At 73.7% G+C, this 26,597-nt stretch carries 24 protein-coding genes; 12 read left to right on the top strand and 12 right to left on the bottom strand.

Annotated elements, in window-relative coordinates:
• Nucleotides 1-49 precede the first annotated feature (49 nt).
• From ACIQFZ_RS03090 to ACIQFZ_RS03070, 5 genes are all read left to right on the top strand, one after another.
• Nucleotides 50-1,357: a multidrug effflux MFS transporter gene (locus tag ACIQFZ_RS03090; protein ID WP_402690478.1), complete on the top strand. Its 1,308-nt coding sequence runs from the start codon at nt 50-52 to the stop codon at nt 1,355-1,357.
• Nucleotides 1,306-2,493 carry a serine hydrolase domain-containing protein gene (locus ACIQFZ_RS03085; RefSeq protein ID WP_402690477.1) on the top strand — a complete coding sequence of 396 codons (1,188 nt, stop codon included), beginning with the start codon at nt 1,306-1,308 and terminating at the stop codon, nt 2,491-2,493. The genes ACIQFZ_RS03090 and ACIQFZ_RS03085 overlap by 52 nt, the downstream gene beginning before the upstream one ends.
• 538 nt (nt 2,494-3,031) lie before the next feature.
• Nucleotides 3,032-4,030: a small ribosomal subunit Rsm22 family protein gene (locus tag ACIQFZ_RS03080; RefSeq protein ID WP_402690476.1), complete on the top strand. Its 999-nt coding sequence runs from the start codon at nt 3,032-3,034 to the stop codon at nt 4,028-4,030.
• A 69-nt stretch (nt 4,031-4,099) separates the two neighbouring features.
• On the top strand, nt 4,100-4,729 hold the full coding sequence (locus ACIQFZ_RS03075; protein ID WP_365427423.1) for a TetR/AcrR family transcriptional regulator: 630 nt from the start codon (nt 4,100-4,102) through the stop codon (nt 4,727-4,729).
• Between the two features lie 121 nt (nt 4,730-4,850).
• On the top strand, nt 4,851-5,588 hold the full coding sequence (locus ACIQFZ_RS03070; protein ID WP_402690475.1) for a bifunctional DNA primase/polymerase: 738 nt from the start codon (nt 4,851-4,853) through the stop codon (nt 5,586-5,588).
• Nucleotides 5,589-5,651: 63 nt separating this feature from the next.
• Here ACIQFZ_RS03070 and ACIQFZ_RS03065 read toward each other — a convergent pair whose 3' ends face one another.
• The 7 genes from ACIQFZ_RS03065 to ACIQFZ_RS03035 all read right to left on the bottom strand — a co-directional run bounded on the left by ACIQFZ_RS03065 (nt 5,652) and on the right by ACIQFZ_RS03035 (nt 13,019).
• On the bottom strand, nt 5,652-6,662 hold the full coding sequence (locus tag ACIQFZ_RS03065) for a hypothetical protein (RefSeq protein ID WP_402690474.1): 1,011 nt from the start codon (nt 6,660-6,662) through the stop codon (nt 5,652-5,654).
• Nucleotides 6,613-7,494, bottom strand: a complete 882-nt coding sequence (efeU, locus tag ACIQFZ_RS03060; protein WP_402690473.1) for an iron uptake transporter permease EfeU — start codon at nt 7,492-7,494, stop codon at nt 6,613-6,615. The genes ACIQFZ_RS03065 and efeU overlap by 50 nt, the downstream gene beginning before the upstream one ends.
• Nucleotides 7,495-7,497: 3 nt before the next feature.
• Nucleotides 7,498-8,757, bottom strand: a complete 1,260-nt coding sequence (gene efeB, locus ACIQFZ_RS03055; protein ID WP_365427411.1) for an iron uptake transporter deferrochelatase/peroxidase subunit — start codon at nt 8,755-8,757, stop codon at nt 7,498-7,500.
• A gap of 10 nt (nt 8,758-8,767) precedes the next feature.
• Nucleotides 8,768-9,904, bottom strand: a complete 1,137-nt coding sequence (efeO, locus tag ACIQFZ_RS03050; RefSeq protein WP_365427408.1) for an iron uptake system protein EfeO — start codon at nt 9,902-9,904, stop codon at nt 8,768-8,770.
• A 189-nt stretch (nt 9,905-10,093) separates the two neighbouring features.
• Entirely contained in the window at nt 10,094-10,918 is an 825-nt protein-coding gene (locus ACIQFZ_RS03045) for a heme ABC transporter ATP-binding protein (protein ID WP_402690472.1), read from the bottom strand.
• A complete protein-coding gene (locus tag ACIQFZ_RS03040) occupies nt 10,915-12,009 on the bottom strand; it encodes a FecCD family ABC transporter permease (RefSeq protein WP_402690471.1) in 1,095 nt (364 codons plus the stop codon). The genes ACIQFZ_RS03045 and ACIQFZ_RS03040 overlap by 4 nt, the downstream gene beginning before the upstream one ends.
• On the bottom strand, nt 12,006-13,019 hold the full coding sequence (locus ACIQFZ_RS03035) for a hemin ABC transporter substrate-binding protein (protein ID WP_402690470.1): 1,014 nt from the start codon (nt 13,017-13,019) through the stop codon (nt 12,006-12,008). The genes ACIQFZ_RS03040 and ACIQFZ_RS03035 overlap by 4 nt, the downstream gene beginning before the upstream one ends.
• 102 nt (nt 13,020-13,121) lie before the next feature.
• Here ACIQFZ_RS03035 and ACIQFZ_RS03030 point away from each other — a divergent pair, with 102 nt between their 5' ends.
• The 3 genes from ACIQFZ_RS03030 (at nt 13,122) to ACIQFZ_RS03020 (ending at nt 17,059) form a co-directional block, all read left to right on the top strand.
• A complete protein-coding gene (locus ACIQFZ_RS03030) occupies nt 13,122-14,663 on the top strand; it encodes an HtaA domain-containing protein (protein WP_402690469.1) in 1,542 nt (513 codons plus the stop codon).
• Nucleotides 14,664-14,775: 112 nt separating this feature from the next.
• Nucleotides 14,776-16,350 (top strand): HtaA domain-containing protein, encoded by a 1,575-nt coding sequence (locus ACIQFZ_RS03025; RefSeq protein WP_402690468.1) that lies wholly within the window; start codon nt 14,776-14,778, stop codon nt 16,348-16,350.
• Between the two features lie 64 nt (nt 16,351-16,414).
• Complete coding sequence (locus ACIQFZ_RS03020) at nt 16,415-17,059, top strand: PhzF family phenazine biosynthesis protein (protein ID WP_383057497.1); 645 nt, start codon at nt 16,415-16,417, stop codon at nt 17,057-17,059.
• 37 nt (nt 17,060-17,096) lie between these two features.
• Here the strand turns inward: ACIQFZ_RS03020 and ACIQFZ_RS03015 are convergent, their stop codons facing one another.
• Both ACIQFZ_RS03015 and map read right to left on the bottom strand, forming a co-directional pair.
• Complete coding sequence (locus tag ACIQFZ_RS03015) at nt 17,097-17,744, bottom strand: heme oxygenase (biliverdin-producing) (protein WP_402690467.1); 648 nt, start codon at nt 17,742-17,744, stop codon at nt 17,097-17,099.
• A gap of 156 nt (nt 17,745-17,900) precedes the next feature.
• Nucleotides 17,901-18,758: a type I methionyl aminopeptidase gene (gene map / locus ACIQFZ_RS03010; protein WP_365429793.1), complete on the bottom strand. Its 858-nt coding sequence runs from the start codon at nt 18,756-18,758 to the stop codon at nt 17,901-17,903.
• A 58-nt stretch (nt 18,759-18,816) separates the two neighbouring features.
• Here map and ACIQFZ_RS03005 point away from each other — a divergent pair, with 58 nt between their 5' ends.
• On the top strand, nt 18,817-19,056 hold the full coding sequence (locus ACIQFZ_RS03005; protein WP_365429795.1) for a hypothetical protein: 240 nt from the start codon (nt 18,817-18,819) through the stop codon (nt 19,054-19,056).
• 28 nt (nt 19,057-19,084) lie between these two features.
• Here ACIQFZ_RS03005 and ACIQFZ_RS03000 read toward each other — a convergent pair whose 3' ends face one another.
• On the bottom strand, nt 19,085-20,395 hold the full coding sequence (locus tag ACIQFZ_RS03000; protein ID WP_365774520.1) for an MFS transporter: 1,311 nt from the start codon (nt 20,393-20,395) through the stop codon (nt 19,085-19,087).
• A 57-nt stretch (nt 20,396-20,452) separates the two neighbouring features.
• Nucleotides 20,453-21,052 (bottom strand): hypothetical protein, encoded by a 600-nt coding sequence (locus tag ACIQFZ_RS02995; RefSeq protein WP_361409178.1) that lies wholly within the window; start codon nt 21,050-21,052, stop codon nt 20,453-20,455.
• A 107-nt stretch (nt 21,053-21,159) separates the two neighbouring features.
• Here ACIQFZ_RS02995 and npdG point away from each other — a divergent pair, with 107 nt between their 5' ends.
• Together npdG and ACIQFZ_RS02985 are read left to right on the top strand one after the other, a co-directional pair.
• On the top strand, nt 21,160-21,864 hold the full coding sequence (gene npdG / locus ACIQFZ_RS02990) for an NADPH-dependent F420 reductase (RefSeq protein WP_361409180.1): 705 nt from the start codon (nt 21,160-21,162) through the stop codon (nt 21,862-21,864).
• Between the two features lie 87 nt (nt 21,865-21,951).
• Entirely contained in the window at nt 21,952-22,164 is a 213-nt protein-coding gene (locus tag ACIQFZ_RS02985; protein WP_361409183.1) for a hypothetical protein, read from the top strand.
• On the opposite strand, the gene ACIQFZ_RS02980 is transcribed toward ACIQFZ_RS02985, so the two are convergent.
• A complete protein-coding gene (locus tag ACIQFZ_RS02980) occupies nt 22,154-22,963 on the bottom strand; it encodes a site-2 protease family protein (RefSeq protein WP_365429800.1) in 810 nt (269 codons plus the stop codon). The genes ACIQFZ_RS02985 and ACIQFZ_RS02980 overlap by 11 nt on opposite strands.
• Nucleotides 22,964-23,116: 153 nt before the next feature.
• Here ACIQFZ_RS02980 and ACIQFZ_RS02975 point away from each other — a divergent pair, with 153 nt between their 5' ends.
• The gene (locus tag ACIQFZ_RS02975) at nt 23,117-26,584 is read left to right on the top strand and encodes an AfsR/SARP family transcriptional regulator (protein WP_402690611.1); all 3,468 of its coding nucleotides are present in this window, start codon (nt 23,117-23,119) and stop codon (nt 26,582-26,584) included.
• Nucleotides 26,585-26,597 lie beyond the last annotated feature (13 nt).

The raw sequence follows: 26,597 nt of genomic DNA, 5'->3' as shown, positions 1-26,597 counted from the left end.
CGGACAAGGCCGAAGACGGCCGGTGAGGGCCGGAGAGGGAGGGTCACACATGTCGGAGGGTGGGGCGCCGGCGCCGCACGCGCCGCGGACGGCCGTACCGGAGCGGGGACTCGCCGGACCATCGGCGCGCGCGGCCCGCAGTGCCGGGCTGCTGGTGACCCTGATCCTCGGCGGGCTGACCGCGACGCCCCCGCTCGCGATGGACATGTACCTCCCGTCGCTGCCGGAGGTCACCCGGTCCCTGCACGCCCCGGCCGCGACCGTCCAGCTCACGCTGACCGCCTGCCTGGCCGGCATGGCGCTCGGGCAGATCGTGGTCGGTCCGATGAGCGACCGGTGGGGGCGCCGCCGCCCGCTGCTGGCCGGGCTGGCCGTCTACGTCCTCGCCACCGCGCTGTGCGCGTTCGCCCCGAACGTCGAGACGCTGGTCGCCTTCCGGCTGGCCCAGGGCCTGTCGGGCGCGGCCGGCATCGTGATCGCCCGCGCGGTCGTCCGGGACCTGTACGACGGCGTGGCCATGGCCCGCTTCTTCTCCACCCTGATGCTGATCTCCGGGGTCGCCCCGATCGTGGCGCCGCTGATCGGCGGGCAGATCCTGCGGGTGACGGACTGGCGGGGCGTGTTCGTCGTCCTCACGGTGGTCGGGGCGCTGCTGGCCGTCGTGGTCTGGACCCGGCTCCCGGAGACCCTGCCGCCCGCCCGGCGGCACGGCGGCGGGGTGGGCGAGACGCTGGGTTCGATGCGCCGGCTGCTCGCCGACCGCGCCTTCACCGGGTACCTGCTCGCGGGCGGCTTCGCCTTCGCCGCGCTGTTCGCGTACATAGCCGCCTCGCCGTTCGTGATCCAGGAGATCTACGGCGCCTCCCCGCAGACGTACAGCCTGCTGTTCGGGCTCAACTCGGTCGGGCTGGTCATCGTGGGCCAGATCAACGGCCGGGTGCTGGTCGGCCGGGTCCGCCTGGACCGGGTGCTGGCCGTCGGCCTCGCCGTGGTCATCCTGGCCGCGACCGGCCTGCTGCTGATGGCCGCGGGGGTCTTCGGGGACGTGGGCCTGGTGCCGGTGGCCGCCGCGCTCTTCGTGCTCATGTCCGCGATGGGCGTCACCCTGCCCAACACCCAGGCGCTCGCCCTGATGCGCACCCGGCAGCACGCCGGTTCCGCGTCCGCCCTGCTCGGTACGTCCTCCTTCCTCATCGGCGCGGTCGCCTCCCCGCTGGTCGGGATCGCCGGGGAGCACACCGCCGTGCCCATGGCGCTGGTCCAACTGGCGGCCGCACTGGTGGCGCTGGCCTGCTTCATGGGAATGTGCCGTCCCTGGAGGCCACGTGCGGCCGAGGGCCCGGGGGAGGAGAGCTGAGCGCACCGAGACTGCGCGGGGACACACCGGAGAAGGCCGGACTGGACCCCGCCGAGCTGCGTCACCTCGTCCGCGAGGTCCACGATCTCACCACCGGGGAGGATCCCTGGGCGGCGGGCGCCGTCGTGATCGCCGGGCGTGGTCCGGTGGTCGCCGTCGCGGAGGCGACGGGCTGGGCGGTGCGGTACGCCTCCTACGACCCCGACACCGACCGGGGGGTCGAACTGCCGCCCGCCCAGTGGGTGCCGATGACCCTGGACACGCCGTTCGACCTGGCCTCCCTCACCAAGCTGTTCACCGCGGTCGCCGTCGTGCAGCAGATCGAGCGGGGCACGCTGGGCATCGACGCGCGGGTGGGGGCGTACCTGCCGGAGTTCCGGGCGGCCGCCGCGCACGGCGTCACCGTACGGCAGTTGCTCACCCACACCTCCGGGCTGCGCCCCGAACTCCCGCTGTACGACTGCCCCGACGACGCCTCCCGGTCGGCGATGCTGCGCGCGGAGGCCCCGGTGGGCGAACCCGGCACGTACACCTACTCGGACCTCAACCCGCTGCTGCTCCAGCACGTCCTGGAGCGGATCACCGGCCGCACCCTGGACGTCCTGGTCCGCGACGGCATCACCCGCCCGCTGGGCATGGCGTCGACCCGCTTCGGCCCGTGCCCCGGCGCGGCGGCCACCGAGGACCAGCGGCGGCCGTGGGCCAAGGCGGACCGGGGGATGCTGCGCGGTGAGGTCCACGACGAGAACGCCTGGGCGCTGGGCGGTGTGGCCGGGCACGCGGGCCTGTTCTCGACGGCCCCCGACCTCGCGGTCTTCTGCCGCACGCTCCTCGCGGGCGGCTCCTACGGCCCCGCCCGGATCCTCGGCCCCGACTTCGTCGAGCTGCTGCTCGCCCCGCCGGGCCTGGGCCTCGCCGTGGACCAGCCGTGGTTCATGGGCGAACTGGCGGGCGGCGGTGCGGCGGGCCACACGGGCTTCACCGGCACGTCCCTGGTCCTGGACCCCGCCACGGACACCTTCCTGGTCCTCCTGGCCAACACGGTCCACCCCCGCCGCCGCCCACCGACAAGCACCCCACGCGCAGCAGCCGCAACCCGCCTGGCCCGAGCGGCCCGGACGGCCCGCCGGGCTTGAGGGGCGCGGGCGGTCCGGATGGTCTGCCGGGCCTGAGTGGCGCGGGCGGTCCGGGCGGTGTGTCGGGCCTGGGAGGCGTGGGCGGTCCGGGCGGGTCGCGGGAGCTGAGCGGCGCGGGCAGTCTTTGGGGCCTGTCGGCCGCGGGAGGCGGGAGTGGTCCGCGGCGCTCGCCGGGCCTGGGAGGCGCGAGCGCGGTCTGGGCAGCTTGACGGGCCTGGGTTTCGCCGTGGGTCAGCCGCGGTTCATGGGCGAGCCGGCGGATGGCGGTGCGGCGGCCCACACGGGCTTCACCGGCACGTTCCTGATCCTCCTGGCCAACACGGTCTACCCTCGCCGCCGCCCACCGACAAGTGCCCCACGCGCAGCCGCAACCCGCCTGGCCCGAGCGGCACGGTCGGTCCGCCGGGCCTGAGGGGCGCGAGCGGGTCCGGGGCGGCTCGTCGCAACCCGGCCGGCACGAGGTGGGAGGCGTGGGTCGGACCGTTGGAGCTGAGTAGTGGCGGCGGTTTGGGGGGCGTGGTGGGCCTGAGAGAATCGGATGGTGAATGACGTCGTACCCCCGTCGGAGACTCTCCGCTCCGCGCTCTCCGGTCTGCTCGACGGGCTGCCGCCCCGGCAGGCCGCGGGCGCCGTGGAGCGGCTGATCGCCAACTACCGGGGGAGCACCCCGACCGACGCGCCGATCCTGCGCGACCGCGCGGACGTGGTCGCCTACGCCGCCTACCGGATGCCGGCCACCTTCGAGGCGGTCCGCTCGGCGCTGGAGGCATTCGCGGAGGCCGCGCCCGACTGGACGCCCGGCAGCCACACCGACGTCGGCGGCGGGACCGGCGCCGCCGCCTGGGCCGTCGGCGCCACCTGGGACGGCGTCCGGCCGGTGACCGTGCTCGACTGGGCCGAGCCCGCGCTCGCCCTCGGCCGGGAGATCGCCGAGGCCGACCCGGCCCTGCGCGACGCCCGCTGGCAGCGCGCCCGGATCGGCGCAGCGCTCACCCTCGACGACACCGACCTCGTCACCGTCTCCTACGTCTTGGGCGAGCTGACCGAGGCCGACCGCACGGCCGTCGTGGACGCCGCCGCGGCCGCCGCCCGCGCCGTCGTGGTCGTCGAGCCCGGCTCACCCGACGGCTACGCCCGTGTCATCGAGGCCCGGGACCGGCTGATCGCGGCCGGCTTCCAGGTCGCCGCGCCCTGCCCGCACAGTGCCGCCTGCCCGATCGTGCCCGGCACCGACTGGTGCCACTTCTCGGCCCGGGTCAGCCGGTCCTCCCTGCACCGCCAGGTCAAGGGCGGCTCCCTCGCCTACGAGGACGAGAAGTTCAGCTACGTCGCCGCCACCCGCTTCCCGGTCGCCCCGGCCCCCGCGCGCGTGGTCCGCCGCCCCCAGATCCGCAAGGGCCAGGTCCTGCTGAACCTGTGCGCGCCCGACGAGGGCCTGCGACGGGAGACGGTCACCAAACGCCACGGCGACCTGTACAAGGCGGCCCGCGACACGGACTGGGGCGACCCCTGGCCGCCCCCCGACCCGACGCGCTAGCCGCCGGCCCCGCACGGTGCGGAAGGAGCGGCGAGACGCGTCGTCTCACGCCCCTGCTACCGTCGGCGCATGCCCGACAAGCCCGCCCCCGACGCCAGCCGCCGCAGTGAGAAGTCCCGCCGCGCGATCTACGCCGCCGCGCTCGCGCTCGTCGCCGAGACGGGGTACCCGAAGATCACGATCGAGTCGATCGCCGCGCGGGCCGGCGTGGGCAAGCAGACGATCTACCGCTGGTGGCCCTCGAAGGCGGACGTGCTCATGGAGGCGTTCCTCGACCTCGGCGAGCAGGCGGCGGCCCGGCAGGGGGACGCGCAGGGGGAGGGGCAGCCGGACGGGATCCCCGACACCGGCGACCTCGCCGCCGACCTCAAGGCCGTCCTGCGCGCCACCGTCGACGAGCTGTTCGACCCGGCGTTCGAGGCGCCCGCCCGGGCCCTGGCCGCCGAGGGCGTGGTGAACGAGCAGCTCGGCCGGGAGTTCGTGGCCAAGCTGCTCCAGCCGCAACTGGAGCTGTACGTCCGCAGGCTGCGCTCGGCCCAGGACGCCGGCGCCGTACGCCCCGGCGTCGACCCGCGCATCGCCCTGGAGCTCTTCGTCTCCCCGCTCGCCCAGCGCTGGCTCCAGCGCACCGCGCCGATCTCCTACGAGTACACCGACACCCTCGTCGACTACGCCCTGTACGGGCTCGCGCCGCGCTGAGCGCCGCCGCGGCCACCCCGGAGGCGGGCGCCACCACCCCGGTTGCGGGCTCCGGCCCCCCGAGGCGGAGGATGGTGGGAGCATGGGGCATGCAGTCCACACCAGCGAGGTCAGGGGATAGATGAGCGCGGAGTTCGGCGACCGCACCGGCCGGCAGGGCAAACTCACCAGGTGGCTGCGGGGACGCCGCCCCAAGGAGACGGCCGGCGACGGCGGTCGTGAGGACCTGCTGCTCGCCGCCGCCACCGCGGGACTCCCCCTCGCGCCCGCCGCGCACCCGGCCACCGGATACGGCTGCTCCTGCGACCGCGTCGGCTGCCCCACGCCCGCCCGGCACCCGGTGTCGTTCGCCTGGCAGACGCAGTCGACCACCGACCGCGCCCAGATCGAGCGCTGGGCCCGGCACCAGCCGCAGGCCAACTTCATCACCGCGACCGGAATGGTGCACGACGTCCTCGACGTGCCCCTGGAGGCCGGCCGCGAGGCCCTGGAGCGGCTGCTCGCCGAGGGCGTCGAGGTCGGTCCGGTCGCCGAGAGCGACGACGGCCGCATGCTGTTCTTCACCCTCACCCGCGGCACGCCCGAGGACGAGGACGAGTGGTGGCCCTGCGAGCTGGACTGCCATCCGGAGACCATGGACGAGCACCCGGGCCTGCGCTGGCACTGCCGCGGCTCCTACGTCCTGGTCCCGCCGGCCCGCCTGCCCGGCGACGACGACCAGCAGGTGCGCTGGCTGCGCGGCCCCGAGCACGTCCTCCCGGACCCCCTGAGCCTCCTGGAACCCCTCACCGACGCCTGCGCCCGCCACGCCGCCCAGGAGCCGGACCCCCACTCCACCACCTGGCCCCTGCACCACTGAACCTTCGTGGCCCGGGGGTTTCGTCCCGGACGCCGTGTGCGCGGTCCGTGCGGGTCCCGGGCGCTACTCGCCCCGGGCCGAGGTGAGGCCCTGGACGCGGGCCAGTATCGACACCCGCTGTCCGGCCGCGCCCCTCGGCGGGTCGAGGGCCACCTCGTTGGATATGAACTCCATCGTCAGGGACTGCCTGACCTCGCCCGTGGTGAGGGCCTGGACGTCCTTGTTGGGGGTGGGGACGGAGGCCCCCTCGGCGGCGGTCTGCTTCTCGTAATGGCGGGTGGCGAAGAACACCAGCGCGCCGCCGTCCGCGGTGCGCAGCGCCAGCGGGGCGTAGGCGCCGTCCGCCATGGGCTGGTCGATGTACTGCCGCGCCAGCCCCGGCCGGCTCGCGGCCCTGGTACGCAGCTTGCGCCAGCCGGTGGTGTGGGTGCCGTCGGCGAAGGCGTCCCCGCCGCCGGCCAGGTACGTCGCGTAGTCCTTGCTCAAGTCGCCGGGCGCGACCGCCAGTTCGGTGCTGCTCTCGGGCAGGGCCTCGGCCAGGCCGTCCGTGTCCTTCCGGAACTCCGGCACGTCGCCGGGGGCCGCCAGCGTCAGATACGCCACCCGCCACTCCTCGGTGGCGCCGTAACGCAGGAACACCAGCAGCCAGCGCTGGTTGCCGCCCTTGTTCCCCTTGGCGTCGGCGAGGAACCAGCGCGGCCAGCCCGCCTTCTTGGGGATCGTGAACTTCGCGTCCGTCAGCGTCAGCGGCGTGTGCGCCGAGTTGCCGCCCGGGTTGTTGGTGCGCCCCGCCTTCAGCCGCGCCCCGTCGATGGCGCCGAGCGCGCCGGTGACGAAGTCCGCGTCCAGGGTGCGGTCGTAGGCCTTGTCGGCCTCGTTGTAGGCGTCGGTGAACCGTGTCAGCGCCTTCGCGGCCTTTGCGGGGGTGGTGGCCGGAAGCACCTCACGCTCCCCGTGCACCACCACGCACCCGCTCGCTGTCAGCGTCAGCGCGGCCGTCGTGACCGCCGCCGTCGCCCAACGCTCAAGCCTGCGAAGCCTGCGAAGCCTGTGAGGGCCGCGAACCCTGCTCATCAGCCACCGAAACCTTCCTCTTCCCGGAGGCGAACCCTACCGGGGCGAAGAAGAGCGTGAGCGTCGGGACCAGGTACAGCAGCCACACCGTGACCTGGATGACGGTCGGGTCGGGCTGGAAGTTGAACACGCCCTTCAGCAGCGTGCCGTACCAGCTGTCCGGCGGGATGGTGCCGCTGATGTCGAAGGCGAGGTTGCCCAGCCCCGGCACCCAGGCGGCCTCCTGGAGGTCGTGGACGCCGTACGCCAGCACCCCCGCCGCGACGACGACCAGCATGGCGCCGGTCCAGGTGAAGAACTTGGCAAGGTTGATCCGCAGCGCGCCCCGGTAGAACAGCCAGCCCAGGAAGACCGCCGTGGCCAGGCCGAGGGCGACCCCGATCAGCGGACGCGGGGTGCCGTCGGAGGCCGCGTGGACCGACGCCCACACGAACAGGGCGGTTTCCAGGCCCTCACGACCCACGGCCAGGAACGCGGTGGCGACCAGCGCGCCCGTGCCCATCGCCAGCGCCTGGTCCAGCTTGCCGTGCAGTTCGGACTTCAGATGCCGGGCGGTGCGCCGCATCCAGAAGACCATCCAGGTCACCAGGGCGACGGCGAGGACCGACAGGCCGCCGCCGAGCGCCTCCTTGGCCTCGAACGTCAGCTCCTGGGAGCCGAATTCGAGGACACAGCCGAAGCCCATGGCGATGGCGACCGCGATGCCGATACCGGCCCAGACGGGCTTCAGGGCGTCCCTGCGGCCGGTCTTGACCAGATAGGCGATCAGGATGCACACGACGAGGCTGGCTTCCAGTCCCTCGCGCAGGCCGATCAGATAGTTGGAGAACACGGGTCACGCCTCCTCGGACAGCAGGGTGCGCCCCCACCAATCGTGCGGATCACGCACGCCGGGCGGGATCGCGAAGACCGCCGAACCCACGTGCTGGATGTACTGGTTGAGCGCGTCCGACGCCGCCAGCTTGCGCTGGAGCGGGATGAACCCGTTGCGCGGGTCGCGCTGGTAGGCCAGGAAGAACAGTCCGGCGTCCAGGCGGCCGAGGCCGTCGGTTCCGTCGGTGAAGGAGTAGCCGCGGCGCAGGATCGTGATCCCGCCGTTGGCGTCGGGGTGCGAGAGCCGTACGTGCGCGTCGGGCTTCATCGCCTTCAGGAACGGCTCGTCGTGCTCCGTGGCTTTGCCGACCGGTGCGCCCTCGCCCTTGTCCCGGCCGAAGATGTCCTCCTGCTCCTGGAGCGGAGCCCGGTCCCAGGTCTCGATGTTCATCCGGATGCGCCGGGTGACGAGGTACGAACCCCCGTGCATCCAGGTGTCGTCCGCGCCGCCGTCCTTGTCGCCGACCCAGACGAACTTGTCCAGCCGGCCGTTCTCGGTGCCCGCGATGTTGCGGGTGCCGTCCTTGAACCCGAAGAGGTTGCGCGGGGTGTGGGCGTCCGGGGTGGTGGAGGAGGTCTTGCCGAAGCCGAGCTGGGACCAGCGGACGGCGACCTTGCCGAAGCCGATGCGGGCCAGGTTGCGGATCGCGTGCACGGCGACCTGAGGGTCGTCCGCGCAGGCCTGGATGCACAGGTCACCGCCGGTGCGGGAGCGGTCCAGGTTGTCGCCGGGGAACTTGGGCAGGTCCACCAGGGCGGCCGGCCGCCTGTCCTCCAGCCCGAACTTCTCGAACAGCGACGGCCCGAAGCCGATGGTCAGCGTCAGCCGCGAGGGCTTGAGGCCCAGCGCCTCGCCGGTGTCGTCGGGCGGCGCCTCGGCGAGTCCGCCGTACGCGCCCTCCCCGACCTCCTTGCCGGCAGTCATCCGGCGCGCGGCGGCGGTCCAGTCCTTCAGCATCCGCACGAACTCGGCGCGGTCGTCGGTCTTCACGTCGAACGCGGCGAAGTGCAGCCGGTCCTGCACGGGCGTGGCGATGCCGGCCTGGTGGGCGCCGTGGAACTCCACCGCGCCGCCCGCCTCCGCGCCGACCGGGTCGAGGTCGGATCCGGTCTTGGTCATCGCCACCGCGCCGCCGGCCGCGACGGCGCCGAGCGCGATCCCGGCCCCGCCCCAGCCGATCACGGCGCGGCGGGACGGAGTGCTGTTCTGGGTCTCGGTCATCTCCCGCCCTCTACTTCACGACGGCCGCGGCGAGCTTGGACAGCGGCTCGGCGAGCGCGTTCACCGCGTCCGAGAGCTCCTTGCGGTCGTCCTTGCCGACCTTGTCGTAGGAGACGAACTCGTACGACGCCTTGTCCGTGCGGTACTTGTCGAGAAGCGCCTCGAGCGCGGCGAACTGCTTGTCGAGCTCCTTGGCCAGCGCCGGGTCGTTCTTCGAGGCGACCGGCTTGAGGAGTTCGTACGCCTTCTGCGCGCCCTCGACGTTGCCCTTGAAGTCGACCAGGTCGGTGTGGGCGTAGCGGTCCTCCTCGCCGGTGACCTTGCCCTGGGCGACCTCGTCGAGGAGTTCCTTGGCGCCGTTGGCCATGGAGGTCGGGGTGATCTCGGCGGTGCCGACCCGCTTCTGCCAGTCCTGGAGGTCGGTGAGGAGCTGCCCGGCGAGCGTCTTCTCCTCGGCGCCGATCTTGCCGTCCTTCCACAGCGCCTTCTCCAGGCGGTGCCAGCCGGTCCACTTCTGGCCGTCCTCCAGGCCGTCCTCGCGGACGTCGACCTTGGGGTCGATGTCGCCGAAGGACTCCGCGACCGGCTCGGTGCGCTCCCAGCCGAGGCGGGAGATCGCGTACGCCTTCTTGGCGGCCGGCAGATCGCCGGCCTTGATCGCCTTCACGAAGGCCTCGACGCGGGGGAGGGTCTCGTCGGCCTGCTCCTGGACGTACTGACGGTACTGGGCCACGGCCGCGTCCAGCTTGGGGTCGCGCTTGGCGGTCGTGCCGCCGGCCGCCTTGACCTCCTGGCGGATGCCCTTGCCCTTCATGCCCGGCTTGCAGGCGATGACGTAGTCGCCGGCCTTCACCTCGGCGGTGACCTTCTGCTTGATGCCGGGGCCGATGTTCTCGCGCTCGGCGACGATCCGGTCGTCCGGGAAGAGGAGGTAGACCTCGGTGACCTTCGAGCCCTTGTTCTCGATGGCGAGTTCGACGTGCCCGGCCGGGAACTCCTTCTTCGAGACCTCGCAGGCGTCGTCCTTCGCGGTCACATCGACCACGCGGTCGCCGTCCTGTGTGCCGCTCTTCTGCGTACAGGCCGTCACGGCGGTCAGAGCGACCGCTGCGGCGGCGGTGATGACGGAGAGGCGGACGGCTCGCATGCGAGGGCTCCCGGAAGTGGCTGGAAGGTGACCTGACACCTCACGACCATTGGTGAGGCTTGCCTAACTTAACCGAGGCTTACCTGATTCCTACCCGTGCTGACCGTGATTCAGGTCTCATGATCCGCGTGCGGGAACGAGTTGATCGCGAATGCGTCAAGTATGGGCAAAGGGATGGTCAAAGATAAGTCAAGTGCTCCGTCTGGGGATCACCAGGACTGCGCCCGTACGCGGGTGCGGAAGCACTTCCACCCGCTGGTCGTAGACCCGGGAGAGCAGTGCCTCGGAGAAGACCTCGGCGGGCGGTCCGTCGGCCACGACACGGCCGGCGCACAGGATCGCGACCCGGTGCGCGTACGCGGCGGCCAGCCCCAGGTCGTGCAGCACCACGACGACCGCGTCCCCGGCGTGCGCCCTTTCCCGGCACAGCCGCAGCACCATCTCCTGGTGCTTCAGGTCGAGCGCGGCGGTCGGCTCGTCCAGCAGCAGCAGCGCTGCCCGCTGGGCCAGCACCCGGGCGAGCGCGACCCGGGCCCGCTCGCCGCCGCTGAGCGCCGGGAACGGGCGCGCGGCGAACGCGGTCACCTCGGTGGCGGCCATCGCCTCGGCCACGATCCGCTCGTCCTCGTCCGGGGAGGCCGAGGACGCGTGCGGGGCTCGGCCCATCCGTACGACCTCCTCCACGGCGAAGGGGAAGGAGAGCGCCGCCGACTGCGGCAGCACGGCGCGGCGCAGCGCGAGTTCGGGCGCGGACCACTCGTGGGCCGGGCGGCCGTGGACGCGCACCATGCCCCGCGTGGGCGGGAGATCGGCGGCGAGCGCGCCCAACAGGGTCGACTTCCCGGCGCCGTTGGGGCCCACCAGGGCCAGCACCTCACCCGCGCGGACCGCGACGTCGGCGCCGTCGAGCACCTCGCGGGCGCCCCGGCGCACATGCAGCGCCTCCGTCTCGGCGAGCACGTCACCGGCCAGGGCCGGTGCGGGGGGAACCGGTCGGATCCTCGGCAGTCTCATGCCCAGCCTCCTTGCCTGCGGCGGGTGCGGCGCAGCAGCCAGAAGAAGAACGGGCTGCCGACCAGTGCGGTGAGCACGCCGAGCGGAAGCTCGGCGGGTGCGGCGACGGTGCGGGCGGCCAGGTCCGCGGCGAGCAGGACGAGCGCGCCGAGCAGAGCGCTGCCCGGCACCAGGAAGCGGTGCCCGGGCCCGGCCGCCATCCGCAGCAGATGCGGTACGACCAGGCCGACGAAGCCGATGATGCCGGAGACACTGACGGCCGCCGCGGTCAACAGGGCGATCACCAGCACCAGCACGATGCGCAGCCGCTCCACGTCGACGCCCAGGTGCCGGGCCGGACCCTCGCCGAGCGAGAGCAGGTCCAGACGGCGCGCGTACAGCGGCGCGATGCCCAGCCCGAGCACCGCGCACGGCAGGACGGCCATGACCTTCGGCCAGGTCGCCTGGGAGAGCGAGCCGAGCTGCCAGAAGGTGATCTGGTTGACCGCGGCGGAGTCCGCGAAGAACAGGAACAGCCCGATCAGCGCGCCCGCGAAGGCGTTCACCGCGATCCCGGTGAGGATCAGCGTCACCACCTCCGTACGGCCGCCCGAGCGCGCCATGGCGTACACCAGCAGGACCGTGCCCAGGCCCGCCGCGAAGGCGGCCACCGGGACCGTCCAGGTGCCGAGGAAGTCAAGACCGAGGGCGATCGCGGCGACCGCGCCGACCGCGGCGCCCGAGGAGACCCCGATGACGCCCGGCTCGGCCAGCGGATTGCCGAACACGCCCTGCATCAGCGCGCCCGCGCAGCCCAGTGAGGCGCCCACGAGCAGGGCCAGCACGATGCGCGGGAAGCGCACGTTCCACAGCACCGACTCCGCGACCCGGTCGAGACCGCTGCCGCCGAGGCCGATCCGGTGCAGTACGGAGGAGAGCACCTCGCCGGTCGGGACCGGGTACGCGCCGGTCCCGGCGGCGACCGGCACCAGGACGAGCAGACCGAGCACCAGAGCACCCGTCAGGAACCAGGACGTGCCGCGCCGCTTCCGGCCTGCGGGCGCGGGCGCCGCCCGCGGGGGGCGTACGGGCTTGTCGTCCAGCGCCGTCACCGGGCACCGTCCGCGTACAGCTGGGCGACGATCGACCGCAGCACCTGGTCCGTGCGCGGACCGTAGTTGAGCAGCACGCCGTCCTCGATCGCCACGACCCGGCGCTCCATGCCGGCCGGTGTCTGGGCGATGCCCGGGATCTTCACCAGCCCGTCGAGGCCGCCGACGGACTCGAGGCCCTTGCTCATCACGAGGATCGCGTCCGGCGCGGCCTTCGCCAGCGCCTCGGTGGTGATGGCGGTGAAGTCCTTGGTGAGCCCCGAGTCGGCGCCCGCGTCGATCCCGCCCGCCGCCTCGACGAGCGAGGTCGCGCCCGACCCGGCGCCGCCGATGAGGTACACGGAGGCCGAACCGCGCAAGTACAGGAAGGCGACGCGGGGATGGTCGGCGTGCGCCGGAATCGCCTTCCGTACGGCGGCGATCCGGTCCTGCGAGCGCCGGGTCAGCCGCGTGCCCGCCGCCGGGACGCCGAGTGCGCCGGCGACCGCCCGGATGCGCGGCCCGACGTCGTCCAGGCCCTTGGCCGGGTCGACCACGAGCACCGGCACGCCCGCGGCGCGGATCTGGTCCATGGCCTCCCGCGGCCCGGAGGCGGTCTCGGCGATCACGAGGTCGGGGGCGAGCGACAGGACGCTCTCGGCGGAGACGTCGTGATTGCGGGTCACCACCGGGAGGTTCCCCGCCTGTTCGAAAGTGGCCGTGACATCGCGGGCGACGACCCGGTCGCCCAGGCCCAGCGTGAACACGATCTCGCTGAGGCTGCCGGACAGCGGCACGATCCGCCGCGCCTTCCGGACGGTCACCTTCCTGCCGTCGGCGGACTCGACCGTGACGGGGAACCGGGTCGCGGCCGTGTCCGTCAGCGGTTCGACCCGGTCGGCGACCGGACTCGGCACCGTCGTGGTCGCGGCGGCGGAGGCCTCGGCGGGCCCTTCGCACCCGGTCGTGGTCAGGGCGAGGGCGAGCACCGACACCAGTGCTGTCGCCAGTTGTGTGCGCAAGCGTCGCACGGCTCGGTCCGTTCTCTCGTCGTCGATGCCGATCTTCCGGCGGAGTCAGCTTAGGTTAGCCTTACCTTTGTTCGCTACCGGCTGCGGATCCGGAGGACTTCCATGCCCGCGCGCCCTCGTACCCTGGTCACCGCGGTGTGCCCGGCCCTCGCCGTGCTCACGGTGGCCCTGCTGTCAGCCCTACTGCCGGCGCCCGCCGCGCACGCGGCCAACCGCTCCGTGCAGGGCGGCCGGCTCGACTGGGGCATCAAGTCCTCGTTCCAGAGCTATGTCACCGGGCCCATGGCCAAGGGGAGTTTCTCCCTGACCGGCGGTGCCGCCACGGTCGGCGGCAGCGGCTTCCGCTTCCACTCGGCGACGGGCACCTACGACGGCACCACGGGCGCGTTCCGCGCCGCCTTCTCCGGCGGGGTCCGCTTCGTCGGCCACCAGGAGGCGGGCGGCGGGTACCAGTTGGACCTCACCCTCAGCCGTCCCACCGTGAGCGTCAGCGGCACCACCGGCACGCTCTACGTGGACGTCGTGAGCAAGTCGAGGAACACCGGCGCGGTCGCCACGTCCGCCCAAGTGCCCTTCGCCACCCTTTCCCTGGGCGGAATCGACATGAGAGGCGGCGGCGACGCCGTCGTCCTCAACAACCTGCCCGCCACCCTCACCGCCCAGGGCGCCCGGTCCTTCGCCGGCTACTACACGGCCGGAACCCCGCTGGACCCGCTGAGCCTCGCGGCGGACGTGCGCCCGGCCACGAGGACGGCGGCACCGTCGCCCACGCCCACTCCCTCCAAGCCCGCGCGGAAGAAGACCACTTCACATCAGGCGCTCGTGAACGGCGCAGTCGACTGGGGTGTGCGCCGCACCTTCCGCGAGTACGTCACCGGGGACATCGCCCGCGGCAAGTGGACCCTGACCGACGGGGCCCAGGACGGCGGCGCCCTCTTCCGCTTCCCCGCCGGCCGGGGCACGTACGACAAGGGCGCACTCGACGCCTCGTTCAAGGGCACCGTGCGCTTCACCGGCGCGCACGGCCTGGACCTGGAACTGAGCGCCGTCCGCGTCACCGTCGCCGAGGGCAGGGGCACGCTCTACGCCGACGTGGCGGGCGATCGCCTGACCGCCGCGAAGGTCCCTCTGGTCACCTTCGCCGCCAAGGACCTGACCGCCCACGACGGACTGGCCGAGATGACCGAGGCCCCGGCCGAACTGACCGCACGCGGCGCCAAGGCGTTCGGCGGGATGTACCCGGCGGGCACCGCGATGGACCCGGTGTCCCTGGCCGTCGCCCTCACCGACACCGCCGAGCTGCCCGCCCTGCCCGACCTGGGCAGCGCGGTCACCGACACCGCCTCGCCCGCACCCACGACGGCCGCCCCCGCCCCCGCACCCACGACGGTCGCCCCCGCCCCCGCCCCCTCGGCCGAGCCGGTCGCGGCCACCGGCGACGACGGCATCCCGGCCCTGCCGGTCGCGCTCGCCGTGGGCGGTGCGCTGGTCGTGGCGCTCGGCGGGGCGGCGCTCTTCCGCCGCAGGAACCGTACGGCGTCCGCCGCGGGTTCGGGCGCCTCCGCGAACTCCGCTGACGCGGCCTCCGGTTCCGACGCCGCTCCCGCCTCCGGGCCCGACGAGGAGCCGTCCGCCGGGTCGTGACCTGCCCGGCCGTCTCGGCCGGCCGGACCCCCAAGCCCCCTCCCCCCAACCCCCCCAGGTCCTGATCCCCTCCGCCGCCCCACAGGCGGACCCCGCCACGAGGAGAACCGTCATGTCCGCCACCGTCACCCGCGCCCGCAGACGGCCGGTGATGTTCGCCGCCGCCGTGGCCACGGCCACCGCGCTGGGCGCCGCCGCCCTGGCCACGGCCCCCGGTGCCGCCGCGGCCTCCGTGCCGCTGACCGGCTACGAACTGAGCTGGGGCATCAAGGAGTCGTACCGCAACTACGTCACCGGCCCCTACACCAAGGGCACGTTCACCGCCGCCGACGGCGCCTCCCAGGCCGACGGCAACGGCGTCTTCACTCTCACCGACGGCCAGGGAACCTACGACAGCACCCACCACACGCTGCACCTGGCCTTCAAGGGCACCCTCGTCGCCGAGTCGTCGGTGCACGGCTTCAAGCGGGTGCTCAGCGACTTCCGGTACGACAGCGCCACGGGCGTCCTCACCGCCGACCTGACCGCCGACGACGGCCCGACCCGGCAGGACGTGCCGTTCGCCGAGGTCGCGGCACCGACCGGCGCGGACATGAGCGGCCTGGCCACCACCCTCACCACCGAGGCCGGCACCTTCCTCGGCAGCCCCTCCTACGCGGGCGCGGCGGGCGACCCGCTGTCGGTGGTGAAGAAGCAGGGCACGGCGTCGCCGAGCCCGTCGCCGAGCAAGTCGGAGACGGGCTCGCCCGAACCGACGTCCTCGCCCACCTCGTCGGCCTCGCCGAGCGCGTCGGAGACCGGCGGCCCGTCGTCCCCGAAGCCCAGTGACTCGGCCTCCCAAACCGGCAAGCCCACGACGTCCACCTCCCCGTACGCCTCCACCGCGCCCGCCCCGGCCCGGGGCGACATCGCCGACGGCAGGCTGACCTGGGGCGTGAAGGACTCCTTCCGCGGCTATGTCGTGGGCCCGGTGGCCAAGGGCCGGATCACGACCTCGGACGGCGCCTCCCAGGCGTCCGGCAACGGCGCGTTCACCTTCGCCGACGCCACCGGCACCTACGACACCGAGGCCGGCACCCTCTCCGCCGCGTTCAAGGGCTCGGTGAACTTCAAGGGCCACCAGGGCGAGGGCGACGGCGGCGGCTACGGGCTCGACCTCACCCTCGACCATGTCCGGGCCGCCCTCGACGGCGGGTCCGGCAAGCTGACCGCCGATGTCACCAGCCTCGGCGAGAAGTCGCCGAACGTGGTCCTGGCGGACCTGAAGGCCGGCTCCGCCAAGCTCACCGCCAAGAATGACGTCATCACCGTGAATGACGTGACGGCGACGCTGACCGAGGCCGGCGCCAAGGCGTTCGGCGGCTTCTACGACAAGGGCACCGCGCTCGACCCGGTGAACCTGTCCGTCGCCCTCACCGAGGGCGCCGAACTCCCCGTCGGCAACGGCACTTCGGGCGGCGGCACCGGCACGGGCGGCACCGGCACCACCGGCGGCACAGGGGGCACGGGCGGTACCGGCTCGACGACCGGCGGCATCGGCTCCACCACCGGCGGCATCGGCGGCAGCATGGCCGCCACCGGCTCGGACGTCCCGGTCGATGCCCTGGGCGTGGCCGCCGCGGCGACCGTGGCGGCGGGCGCGGGCGTGCTCTTCGCACTGCGCAGGCGGCGCGACACGCAGGCCTGATCCGCGTCGGCTGCGGTGCCGTCCCGTTCGGACGGCACCGCCGCCGCGATGCTTCAATGCCCGGGTGACCGATTACGACGTGCTGCGCGTCTTCTGCGGGCCGCGCGGCGGCTACGGCAACGAACTCGGTGTCGTACGCGACGGCTCGCTCGTCCCCGACCAGGACGACCGCCAGGAGCTGGCCGCCAAACTCGGCTTCAGCGAGACGGTGTTCGTCGACGACCCCGAGCGCGGCGTCGTCGACATCTACACCCCCACCCTGCGCCTGCCGTTCGCGGGCCACCCCTGCGTCGGGGTGGCGTGGCTCCTGGACGTGCCGGAACTGGTCACCCCCGTCGGCACCGTGGGCACCCGCCTGGACGGCGAGTTCACCTGGATCGAGGCACGCCCGGAGTGGGCCCCACCGCGCACCCTGCGCCAGTACGCCACCGCCGCCGAGGTCGACGACCTGCCCGTACCGCCGCCCGGCGAGTGGATCTACGCCTGGTCCTGGGAGGACGAGGCCGCCGGCCGCATCCGCGCCCGCGCCTTCCCCGGCCGCGACGACGGCATCGAGGAGGACGAGGCAACAGGAGCGGCGGCCCTGCTACTGACGGCCCGACTGGGCCGTGCCCTGAACATCGTCCAGGGCGCGGGTTCGCAGATCCTGACGGCACCCCAGCCGGGCGGCTGGGCGGAGGTCGGCGGCAGGGTGATCCTGGAACGCTGACGCGCACGGGCCGTGCCCCCGTGGCCCCCGGCCGGGGTCATGCCGACAGGGGGAACTCCTCGCCCAGGGCGTGGAAGACCGCCGTGTTCAAGGAGAACGCCTTCTTGCACTCGGTCACGATCCGCTGCCTCTCCAGGTCGTCGGCGTTGACGGTGCCCAGGAGTTCGCGGTAACTCCGCTTGAACGCGGCCGGGTTGGGGATCTCCTCGAAGACGTAGAAGCGGACGCCGTTGCCCCTCTTGGTGAAGCCCCACGTCTTCTCCGCCTTGTCCCGGATGATCTGGCCGCCGGAGAGGTCGCCGAGGTAGCGGGTGTAGTGGTGGGCGATGTAGCCGGCCGGCCACCGCTCGGCGCACTCGCGCACCCGTGCCGCGTACGCCTCGGTCGCGGGCAGCACGCTCACCTCCGAGCGCCAGGAGGCGCCGCGCAGATGCTCCAGGTCCCGCTCCAGCGCAGCCAACCGGAACAGCTCGGGCCGGATGAACGGGCCCGCCACCGGATCCGACGCCAGCCGTCCGGCCCCGTCCTCCAGCGCCTCGTACACGAACCAGAGTTGCTCGGTGTACCGCGCGTACGCGTCCACGTCGAGCCGGCCGCCGAGCAGATCACTCATGAAGGTCGAGGTCTCCGCCTCCGTGTGCTGCTCGTGAGAGGCGGTGCGGATGAGCGTCGAGAAGGAATCCATGTGGCCATCCTCTAAGGTAAGCCTTACCTAAGTCAATGGGTTTACCGACACGCTGTCGGGAAAACTGTACTTCGAATTCCGGCCAAACGGACACATGAGCATGTAAGAAAGGCCCGCCCCCGAAGGGAGCGGGCCACAGCCGAAGCGGGCGCGGTGCTACGGCAGCGTCAGGATCTCCGTCCCCGTCTCCGTCACCACCAGCGTGTGCTCGAACTGGGCGGTGCGCCTGCGGTCCTTGGTGACGACCGTCCAGCCGTCCTCCCAGACGTCGTACTCGTATGTGCCCAGCGTCAGCATCGGCTCGATCGTGAAGGTCATCCCGGGCTGGATGACCGTCGTGGCGTGCGGGCTGTCGTAGTGCGGGACGATCAGCCCGGAGTGGAACGACGTGTTGATGCCGTGACCGGTGAAGTCCCGGACCACCCCGTAGCCGAACCGCTTGGCGTACGACTCGATGACCCGGCCGATGATGTTGATCTGCCGCCCGGGGCGGACCGCCTTGATCGCGCGGTTGAGGGCCTCGCGGGTGCGCTCCACCAGCAGGCGGCTCTCCTCGTCCACGTCACCCACGAGATACGTCGCGTTGTTGTCCCCGTGCACCCCGCCGATGTACGCCGTCACGTCCAGGTTGACGATGTCGCCGTCCCGCAGCACGGTCGAGTCCGGGATGCCGTGGCAGATGACCTCGTTGACCGAGGCGCACAGCGACTTGGGGAAGCCGCGGTAGCCGAGCGTGGAGGGATAGGCACCGTGGTCGCACATGAACTCGTGCGCCACCCGGTCCAGCTCGTCCGTGGTGACGCCGGGCGCGATGTGCCGCGCCGCCTCCGCCATCGCCTGCGCGGCGATCCGCCCGGCGAGCCGCATCGCCTCGACGGTCTCCGGCGTCTGCACCTCCGGCCCGGCGTACGGCTTCGGCGTCGGCCTGCCGACGTACTCGGGGCGGCGGATGTTTCCGGGCACGGAACGGGGCGGGGACAGCTCCCCGGGGACGAGCAACGACTGGCCAGACATGTCGGCGAGTCTATCCGGGGGCGATGGGGGAACATGTCCGTGGCGAGAGGAGCTGGTCATGGCCCTGTTCAAGAAGCGGACCGTCGGAAAGCCGGGCGAGTGGTACTACTGCCTGGAGCACAAGAAGGTCGAGGAGGGGCCCGAGTGTCCCGCCAAGGACCGGTTCGGCCCGTACGCCTCCCGCGAGGAGGCCCAGCACGCGATGGACACCGCCCGCGAACGCAACCTCCAGTGGGAGAACGACCCCCGCTGGCACGACGCGCCGACAGGCGGGACCGAGGAGGGCAGCGGGGGCTGATCAGGCCCGAAGGCGCCGATCACAGGGATCACGCGGCCGCGCGCACGGCGGCGGCCGCGCGGTCCTCGCGCAGCCGCACCGCGTGCTCGTTCGTCCGAGCGTCGTACCGCATCAGCCCCGGCAGGCACAGCGCCAGCAGCCCCACCGCGCCCGCGCACAGCAGCCCGCCCGACCACACCGACGCCCGTACGCCCCACCACGCGGCGAACCCGCCCGAGCGGACCTGCCCGAGCTGCGGGCCCGCCGAGTAGGACAGCAACTCGATCCCGGCGAGCCGGCCGCGCAGCGCGTCCGGGATCGTCTGGTTCCACATGGCGCCCCGGAAGACCCCGCTGACCATGTCGCAGCCGCCGGCCACGGTCAGGAACAGCAGCACCAGCCACACGTTGCCCACGGCACCGGCGGCCGCCACCGCCAGCCCCCACAGCAGCGCCGCCAGCACCACCATCCGCCCGTGCCGGTGCACCCGGGAGGTCCAGCCGCTGGTCAGGCTCACCAGCAGCGAGCCGAGCGGCACGGCGGCGTACATCAGTCCCAGCGCCCAGCGCGCGCCCAACTCGTCCGCGAGGAAGGGCAGCACGGCCAGCGGCATCGCCAGGAACATCGCGGCCAGGTCGACCACGTACGTCCCCAGGAGCTCCTTGCGGCCCCAGGCGTACCGGGCGCCCTCGGCGATGGCCCGCAGGGACGGCTTCGCGGCCTCGTGGGTGGCCGGCTGGGCGGCGATGCGCACGACCAGGACGACCGAGACCGCGAACGTCACCACGTCCGCGGCGTACGCCCAGGACAGGCCCGCGTACGCCACCACCACGCCCGCCGCGGCCGGACCCGCCACCCCGCCGACCGTCCAGCGCAGGGAGTTGAGCGCGGTCGCCGCTGTGAGGTGCTCGTGGGCCACGATCCGCGGCCACAGCGAGTCCAGCGCGGGCCGCTGCACGGCGGTCAGGGCGGCACAGAGGGCGGCGATCACGTAGAGCGGCCACACGGCCGGGTGCGGCAGCAGCGCCCCGGCCAGCAGCGCCGCGCTGAGCAGCCCCTGCCCGACCTCGGTCCACACGATCAGCCGGCGCTTGTCCAGCGCGTCCGCGAGTGCCCCGCCGTACAGCCCGAACACGATCAGCGGGACCAGCTCCACGGCCCCGAGCGCGCCCACCGCCGCGGCCGAACCGGTCAGCTCCTTCAACTGCACCGGCAGCGCCACGAAGGTGAGGAAGCTGCCGAAGTTCGAGATCAGGCCCGACACCCACAGCCGCCGGAAGTCGCGTGAGGCCTTCCAGGGGGCGAGGTCGGGGAGCACGGCCCGCAGGCCGGAGACAGGGGCGGGGGAGTCGTCGGTCACGAGGGGCCATCGTCGGCAGGCGGAGGGCCGGCGGCAACCGGTTTTCCGTGCGCCCCGCTACCAGCGCGGCGGGGGAGGCGCCGTCAGGAGGTCCGTCAGCCGCGACAGGCGGTCCCGGAAGCGGCCGCGGCCGCGCGGAGCCGGCAGCGCGTTCTCCCCGGCCGCCGCGCTCACCAGGTGCTGCACGGTGTCCAGGTCCAGCTCGGCCCCAGGCGGCACCGCCAGCGTCTCGTGCGCCATCGCCTCCAGCTCGCCCCCGCCGGAGCCCAGGGCCAGTACCGTCGCTCCGGCCCGCCGGGCCTCGTGCACCCGCTCCAGGAGCGGGGCGGGCTCCTCCGGGGCCACCACGAGCAGCGTCTCGCCGCGCCGGGCCGCCGCCAGCCGCCCCAGACCCACGGCCAGGTGCTCCCGGTCCGCGGGGCGCGGGGCGTGCCGGACGAGCGTCGGGGCCAGCTCCGGGGTGCCCGACCAGGCGGCCTCGTCCACCAGATGCGCCGCCAGATGCCAGGGCTCGTCCTCCGGTGTGCCCACGAGCAGCAGCCCGCCCCCGTGCGACACCACGGCCCCCCGCAGCACCCCGGCGAACCGCCGGGTGGCCCCCAGCCACTCCGTTCCGGCGAGCACCTCGCGCAGCAACGTGACCCGTACGGCGTCCATACGCGCGCATCCTGCCGCAAACAGTCAGGGCCGGCGCGGACTTCGGTCCGCCTTCGCTCTTCCGGGGGACCCGGCGGCAGCGGGGGCCGCGGACGTAGAGTCGGCGCATGACCTCTAGCGACAGTGCACACAAGGCCCCCGCCAAGGACCCCTGGGACCTCCCCGACGTCTCCGGGCTGATCGTGGGCGTGCTCGGGGGAACCGGTCCGCAGGGCAAGGGCCTGGCCTACCGGCTCGCCCGCGCCGGGCAGAAGGTGATCATCGGCTCGCGTGCCGCCGAGCGGGCCCGGGCGGCGGCCGAGGAGACCGGGCACGGCGTCGAGGGCGCCGACAACGCCGAGACCGCGCGCCGCAGCGACATCGTGATCGTCGCCGTGCCGTGGGAGGGCCACGGCAAGACCCTCGAGGCCCTGCGCGAGGAACTGGCCGGCAAGCTCGTCGTGGACTGCGTCAACCCGCTCGGCTTCGACAAGAAGGGCGCCTACGCGCTCAAGCCGGAGGAGGGCAGCGCCGCCGAGCAGGCCGCGGCCCTGCTGCCGGACTCGCGGGTGACGGCGGCCTTCCACCACCTGTCGGCGGTCCTCCTCCAGGACTCCGGGATCGAGCGGATCGACACCGACGTGATGGTCCTCGGCGAGGAGCGCGCCGACGTGGAGACCGTCCAGGCGCTGGCCGGCCGCATCCCCGGCATGCGGGGCGTCTTCGCCGGGCGGCTGCGCAACGCCCACCAGGTGGAGTCGCTGGTCGCGAACCTGATCTCGGTCAACCGCCGCTACAAGGCGCACGCGGGACTCCGCATCACGGACGTATGAGCCGATGGGGGACACTGTTGCCGGACGCTTCCGCACGGAGGCCTCCGCCACGCTCGAAGCAGTGCCCCCCGACAGGAGCCGACCGCCATGCAGCCCTCGCCCCCGTCCAGCCCGGCCCGGCGACTCGCCCTCTACGCCCTGATCGTCTGCGTGCTCGCGGTGGCCGCGGCCGTCGTCTCCTTCGTCCAGGGCAGCTGGCTCGGGGTGGTGTGGATCCTGCTGGCCGGGCTGTCGTCCAACATGACCTGGTACTACGCCCGCCGCGGCCGGACGGGGCAGGACCGCTCCGTCACCGGTTGACCGTGCACAACGCGCTGGGGCTGTCCCAGAAGCGGTACAGGTCCCCGCCGCAGGCCTGGTCCAGGTACCCGACGCCCAAGTGACCCAGGATCGCGTGGATCATGTCGAAGAAGGCGCTCCCGACCGACGGCAGGAACAGCAGCGCGAAGACCAGCAGCACGCCGAACGGCGCGATCGACTGCACCTGGCGCTTGACGCCCTGCGACAGCCAGGGCTCGATGACGCCGTAGCCGTCCAGGCCCGGGACCGGCAGGGAGTTCAGGATCGCCGCCGTCACCTGGAGCAGCGCGAGGAAGGCCAGCGCGAACCGGAACTCGCGGGGCACGCCGTCCAGCGCGTCGAGCCAGAACGGCGCCGTGCACACCACCGCGAACAGCGCGTTCGTCAGCGGTCCCGCCGCCGAGACCAGGCTGTGCCGCCAGCGGCCCCGGATCCGGCCGCGCTCGATGAACACGGCGCCGCCGGGCAGCCCGATCCCGCCCATGATCAGGAACAGGAGCGGAAGCAGGATGCTCAGCACGGCGTGCGTGTACTTCAGCGGGTTCAGTGTCAGGTAGCCCTTGGCGCCGACCGTGACGTCACCGCTGTGCAGCGCGGTGCGCGCGTGCGCGTACTCGTGCAGGCACAGCGAGACGACCCAGGCCGCGGTCACGAACAGGAACACCGACAGGCCCGGGCGGGCCGGAATCGGGTGGAATCCGGTCCAGGCGGCCCAGCCCGCGACCGCGGTGACGGCCAGGATGCCGAGGAAGACGGGGCTGATCCGGCGGTCGCCGCGGTGGGTGGTGACGGACGTCATGGGGGACGGCTCCTGTGCTCGTACGGTTCGTCCGGCGAGCCCGACCGTACCGGGCACACGGGGAGAACGTCCCGCCCCGGGCCGCGGGTTCCGGGACCGACCGGGCGCCGCGCCGCCGAAATCCCGTGACCGGCCGTGACATCACCGGAGACAATGGACCCCGTGCGCTACCGCATCCTCGGCACCACGCAGGTGCTCCGCCCCGACGGCACCGCCGTCCCGGTCGGCGGGGCGCGGCTGCGTGCCCTGCTGACCGTGCTCGCCCTGCGTCCCGGCCGTACGGTCCCGGTGCGCGTCCTCGTCGACGAGGTGTGGGACGGCGAGCCGCCCGCCGACGCCACGGGCGCGCTCCAGGCCCTGGTCGGGCGGCTGCGCCGGACCCTCGGCGCGGACGCGGTGGCTTCCGCGGAGGGCGGCTACCGGCTCGCCGCCGCGGCCGACGACGTCGACGTGCACCGCTTCGAGCGGCTGGCCGGGGAGGGCCTGCGCGCGCTGGCCGACGGCGACCCCGCGAAGGCGGCCGTCGTCCTCGACGACGCCCTCGCGCTGTGGCGCGGCCCCGCCCTCGCCGACCTGCCCGACCGCACCGCCGAGGCGGCCCGCTGGAACACCCGCCACCTGGACGTGCGCCGCGCCCGCCTCACCGCCGCCCTCGCCCTCGGGTACGCCGAGCAGAGCCTGCCCGAGCTGACCGCCCTGTGCGACACCCACCCCCTGGACGAACCCCTCCAGACCCTCCGCCTGCGCGCCCTGCGCGACGCGGGCCGCACCGCGGAGGCCCTGGCCGCCTACGAGGACGTACGCCGTCTGCTGGCCGACCGCCTCGGCTCCGACCCGGGCCCGGAACTGCGCGCGCTGCACGGGGAACTGCTGCGGCCGCACGGGCCGCGCCCCGCCGGCGGGCCGCGGCAGGCGCCCGGCCCGGCCGCCGCCGGGGCCCGGACCGCCGCGCCCGGTTCCGGCACGGTGTCGGGGCCGCGCGCCGCCGAGGACACCGCCGCCCCCGCGACGGCACCCCTCGCCGGGCCCGCCGCCGGCGTCCCGGCCGGCGCCGGGGGTGAGCAGGCGGACCCCGCCGCGGCCCCCGTGACGGTCACCTCCCGCCCCCCGAGCAACCTCCGCGCCCGGCTCACCTCCTTCGTGGGCCGCGAGGCCGACATCGAGACGATCCGGGCCGACCTCGGGGCCGCGCGTCTCGTGACGCTGCTCGGGCCGGGCGGCGCCGGGAAGACCCGCCTGTCGCAGGAGGCCGCCGAGGCCCTGCGGCCGGTGCCGCGGGACGGGGTGTGGCTGGCCGAACTCGCCCCCGTCGACGACGCCGAGGCCGTGCCCGAGGCCGTGCTCACGGCCGTCGGCGCCCGCGAGACCGTGCTGTACGGCGCCGGGGCCGAGGAGATGCGGGCGGTGGTCGCCGAGCGGCACGACGACCCCGTCGACCGGCTGGTGGAGCACTGCGCCCGGCGCCGCATGCTGCTCCTGCTCGACAACTGCGAGCACGTCGTCGACGCGGCGGCCCGCCTCGTCGAGGAGCTGCTCGCCCGCTGCCCCCACCTCACCGTCCTCGCCACCAGCCGGGAACCCCTGGGCATACCCGGCGAGGTGCTGCGGCCGGTCGAGCCGCTGCCCGAGCCGGTCGCGCTGCGGCTGCTCGCCGACCGCGGGGCCGCCGTACGGCCCGGGTTCCGCCCCGACGCCGACCAGGACACCGCGGACGCCTGCGCCGAGATCTGCCTGCGTCTGGACGGGCTGCCGCTCGCCATCGAACTCGCCGCCGCCCGGCTGCGGATGCTGGCCCCACGGCAGATCGCCGACCGGCTCGACGACCGCTTCCGCCTGCTCACCTCCGGCAGCCGTACCGTCCTGCCCCGCCAGCAGACCCTGCGGGCCGTCGTCGACTGGTCCTGGGACCTGCTCGACGCCGAGGAGCGGAACGTCCTGAGCCGGCTGTCCGTCTTCGCCGGCGGCTGCGACCTCGCCGCCGCCGAGGCCGTGTGCGGCCCCGCCGCCTTCGACGCCCTCGCCTCCCTCGTCGACAAGTCCCTCGTGGTGGCCACCCCTGCCGCCGACGGCGGGATGCGCTACCGGCTGCTGGAGACCGTCGCCGAGTACGCCGGGGAACGGCTCGACGAGGCCGGCGGCCGCACCGAGAACGGGCGCGCCCACCTGACGTACTACCGCGAACTGGCCCGCACCACCGACCCGTTGCTGCGCGGCTCCGGACAACAGGCGGCCATCGCCAGGTTCGAGCTGGAGTACGAGAACCTGCGCACCGCCCTGCGCCACGCCGTCGCCGTACGCGACGAGCAGGAGGCCCTGTGCCTGCTCCTCTCGCTCGCCGGCTATTGGCAGATGCGCGACATGCGCATCGAGGCCCGCAACTGGTGCGGCGAGATCATGGCGCTCGGTCCCGACCCCTTCACCGAGCCGGTCCGGCGCGCCGCACCCGTCTGGCAGCGGTGCACGGACGCCCCGCCCCCGATGACCGGCGAGGTCCTCGCCGAGGCACGCCGGGGCCTGCACCTCATCCATCTCTCCTGCATGGACACCGAGTTGGAGGCCTGGGAGTCGCCCGAGGCGAAACGGAAACTGCGGCTCATCGCCGAGGTCTACCAGCCCGGTCAGCCGCAGATCTGCCGCAGCCCCGGCATGCTCTGGATGTTCGCGGTGATGCTGACCGGCGACGTGGAGCGTCTGCGCGAGGTCACCGACGCCGCCGTACGCACCTGCCGCGAGACCCCGGGGTTCGAGTGGGAGCTGGCCCACGCCCTCCAGTGGCGCGCCAACCTGCTGGCCAACCGCACCGACTGGGCCGGGGACGCGGGCCGGGACGCCGACGAGTCGCTGGAGATCTTCCGCCGCCTCGGGGACTCCTGGGGCACCGCCGAGGCGCTCTCCGCGCGCGCGGAGGCCCTTGAGCGCACCGGCGCCTACCTGCCGGCCGCCGCCGACTACCGGGCGGCCATCGAGCACGCCGAACGCCTCGGCGCCCCCGCCCAGGTCGCCGTCCTCAACGCCCGCCTGGGCAGCGTGCTGTTGGAGGCGGGCGACGCCGAACAGGGCGAACGGCTGCTGCGCGAGGTCATCGAGCAGAGCCGCAACGGCCACAACGACGCCATGCCCGCCGCCCGGCTCTACCTCGCGGGCTGGCTCGGCATGGCCCGCCGTATCACCGAAGCGCGCGAGCAACTGCTCTTGCTGCGCGAGGAGTTCAGCATCTCGCACTTTGTCGTCTTCGACGCCTTCATCCTCGGCGCGGAGGCCTGGCTGGACGCGGCCGACGGCGACTACGAGAACGCCCTCGACAAGTCCCGCCGGGCGCTGGAGCAGGCCCAGAACCCGCTGTCCCAGGCCATCGCGCCCCATATGCGCTCGGCGTACCTGACCATCGGTGCCACGGCCCTGGCCGGCGTGGACGGCGGACGCAGAGCCCGGGACGCCGCTCGCTGCGTCGGCGCCGCCGACGCCCTGCTGCCGCCCCGCCACGTCCCCTCGTCCCTGGAGCGCCATGTCTACGACGAGGTCGTCGCGCGCACGCGGGCGCTGCTCGGCGAGGAGGCGTACCAGGCCGCGTACGCGGAGGGCGGCGGCCTGTCCCCGCAGGAGGCCGCCGCCCTGATCTGAGCCGCACCGGCGC

Source organism: Streptomyces sp. NPDC093064, from assembly GCF_044754605.1.
GTDB lineage: Bacteria > Actinomycetota > Actinomycetes > Streptomycetales > Streptomycetaceae > Streptomyces.
The sequence above is the reverse complement of the archived record's forward strand: the minus strand, read 5'-3'. Positions and strand labels throughout refer to the sequence as shown.